The sequence below is a fragment of the Mesorhizobium sp. M7A.F.Ca.CA.002.15.2.1 genome (assembly GCF_003998715.1).
GTDB classification, from domain to species: Bacteria; Pseudomonadota; Alphaproteobacteria; order Rhizobiales; family Rhizobiaceae; genus Mesorhizobium; species Mesorhizobium ciceri.
Window position 1 is genome coordinate 1 of record NZ_RZPI01000788.1, and the last position, 2424, is coordinate 2424.

General features: G+C 60.8%; 3 protein-coding genes and 1 pseudogene. 3 read left to right on the forward strand and 1 reads right to left on the reverse strand.

The genetic code is table 11. The features are described 5' to 3' along the window. Window positions 1-162: 162 nt before the first annotated feature. Window positions 163-675 carry an outer membrane protein assembly factor BamE gene (locus tag ENZ74_RS29275; protein WP_013532236.1) on the reverse strand — a complete coding sequence of 171 codons (513 nt, stop codon included), beginning with the start codon at window positions 673-675 and terminating at the stop codon, window positions 163-165. A gap of 114 nt (window positions 676-789) precedes the next feature. Between ENZ74_RS29275 and ENZ74_RS29280 the strand changes: the two genes are divergently transcribed. The 3 genes and pseudogenes from ENZ74_RS29280 to ENZ74_RS29290 all read left to right on the forward strand — a co-directional run. Continuing rightward, window positions 790-1338 (forward strand): ubiquinol-cytochrome C chaperone family protein, encoded by a 549-nt coding sequence (locus ENZ74_RS29280; protein ID WP_063167769.1) that lies wholly within the window; start codon window positions 790-792, stop codon window positions 1336-1338. Further along, the gene (locus ENZ74_RS29285; protein ID WP_013532234.1) at window positions 1335-1883 is read left to right on the forward strand and encodes a DUF177 domain-containing protein; all 549 of its coding nucleotides are present in this window, start codon (window positions 1335-1337) and stop codon (window positions 1881-1883) included. Before ENZ74_RS29280 ends, ENZ74_RS29285 begins: the two co-directional genes overlap by 4 nt. A 112-nt stretch (window positions 1884-1995) precedes the next feature. Further along, window positions 1996-2424, forward strand: a pseudogene (locus ENZ74_RS29290) (phosphate acyltransferase); the annotation flags it as partial.

The window sequence follows — 2424 nt, forward strand, 5'->3', positions numbered from 1 at the left end:
GGTATCTCATCTACCGGCTTGGGTTTCGACGGCTTAAGCATCGCCGGCAAACATACGGGGATCTTGCCCTGATCGAGGCCACAACAAAAACCCGCAGGATCGCTCCCGCGGGTTTTTGGTCGTCTGAGATGATGAGGCTCCCGGAATGGAAGCCGAAAGGAATTAGGCGCCGCCGCCCGGAATGCTGGGTGCCAGCTTGCTGGCACCGTTGATGATCTGGCTGAGGAAGTTCTGGTCCTTGCCGCCGGTCGGTGTGGTGCGTGAGATGAAGTCGAACATCTTGCCGTCCTTCATCCCGTAATTGGCGATCTGGGTGACGCGGCCATCGGCGCCGAAATAGACCGCCAGCACATGCTGATCAATGAGCCGTGGCTTGTCGAAGGCGACGTAGCGCTTGCGCGTCTGCGAAATGTAATAGAAGGCCTCGTTGTCGAAGGTCGCGGTCGTCGACGGCGTGCCGAGCGCCAGAAGCACCTGCTCGCGGCTCGAACCGACCGGCACCAGGTCGATTGCCTGCTGGTCTATGACGTAACCTTGCGTCAGCGTCTCACTCGGGCTGAGGTCGCCGATCATCTTGGAGGTGTGGCAGGCCGATAGTGCCGAAACGATCATCAGCAGCGAGATCGCGCCGGCGGGCCTGGACGAGAAGGTCGACTTGAAATTCAGCGCGCGCAACAACAACTCCATTAGCTGGCCGCAACTTGCGCTGGGCCGCGAAACCGGTAAACCAGCTTGCTTGCCGATGCAACAAGCCCACTTCAACAAACGGTCCCCAGGAGACCATCCCCAATGTTCCAGCGCTTTTTTGGCCGCGAACGCTACGCCAACCGCGCTATCACCGAGGCGCTTTACGCACAAATCGTGGCGGCGGCGCGGCAGACGGTGTTTTATTCCCACTGGAATGTGCCAGACACGCCGCTTGGCCGTTTCGAGATGCTGTCGCTGCACATGTTCCTGTTCCAGCACAGGTTGCGCGGTGAGAGCGGTGCGGCGCAAGAGGTCGCCCAGGTGCTGATCGACGAGTTCTTCCTCGACGTCGACCATTCGTTGCGGGAATTGGGCATTGGCGACGTTGGCGTGCCCAAACGCATGAAAAAGCTGGCAAAGATGTTTTATGGCCGAACCGCTGCCTATGACGATGCCCTGGAAAGAAACGACCATGAAGCGCTGACCGCGGCTCTTGCCCGCAATGTCCGGCCCGACGCGGGCGCCTGGCTGGAAGCATCGCTGCTGGCCAACTATGTTACCGACGCGCGCAATCATCTGGCCGCGCAGACATCCGAATCGATTGTCTCCGGCACGCTGACCTTTCCCGCCGCCAAGGAGGTTGAACAATGAAGCATGTGGACCCGCAAAGCCCGGTCTCCTTCCGTGCAAACATCACGCGCCTGCCGCAAAAGGGCCTGCCGCTGGTTGTCGAAGCCGATGCCGCACAGCGTGCGGCACTGGCCGAGGAGCACGGGTTGATTTCGGTCGAATCCTATCGCGCCGAGCTTCTGGTCGCGTCGTGGAAGCGCAATGGCGTGAAGATAAGCGGTCGTGTCGAAGCCGACATCACCCAGGCCTGCATCGTCACGCTCGAGCCTGTCGAAGCGCATATCGACGAACCGGTCGAAGCGCTGCTGCTGCCCGAGGATTCCAAGCTTGGACGGCAGGGTTTCGATGGTGGCGGCGAGATCCTGCTCGACGCGGAAGGCCCTGACAGTCCAGAGACATTTTCCGGTGACACGATCGATGTCGGGGCACTCGCCGAACAGTATTTCGGGCTCGCCATCGACCCCTATCCGCGTAAGCAGGGCGCAGCGCTCAACGCCGGCAGCGAGACCGAACCGGCGGAGAATGAATTTCAGCAAAAACTGCGATCCTTGCTGGGAAAATCCTGAAAAGCTCGCCCGCGACGGAAAAGTCGGTTGTGTGGCAGCCCAAAACCGTTATTTTCGCCGAACCTTCGCGGTCGCTAAACGACCTGCCGCCTAACCGTGAGACAAATACCGCGTGATCAGGATTTCCATCGATGCCATGGGCGGCGATCACGGACCAGCCGTGGTCATTCCAGCGCTCATGACGGTCGCGACCCGTCGTCCCGACATCCGCTTCGTCATCTTCGGGCGTGAGGAGGTCGTGCGCCCGGAGCTCGCCAAATTTCCCAAGCTTGCCGAGATCAGCGAATTCTTCCATTGCGAAATTGCGGTCAGGATGGACGACAAGCCGAGCCAGGCGCTGCGCCACGGCCGCTGGAAGTCATCGATGTGGAAGGCCGTCGAAGCGGTCAAGGCCGGCACGGCCGACGCCTGCATTTCCGCGGGCAACACCGGTGCGCTGATGGCGATGTCGAAATTCTGCCTGCGCACCATGGCCACCATCGATCGCCCGGCGATCGCAGCCCTTTGGCCGACATTGCGCGGCGAAAGCGTGGTGCTGGAT

Excerpts from the sequence above, each read along its gene's own strand:
- ENZ74_RS29280 (WP_063167769.1), top strand. The coding sequence starts at position 790 with ATGTTCCAGCGCTTTTTTGGCCGCGAACGCTACGCCAACCGCGCTATC.
- ENZ74_RS29285 (WP_013532234.1), top strand. The coding sequence starts at position 1,335 with ATGAAGCATGTGGACCCGCAAAGCCCGGTCTCCTTCCGTGCAAACATC.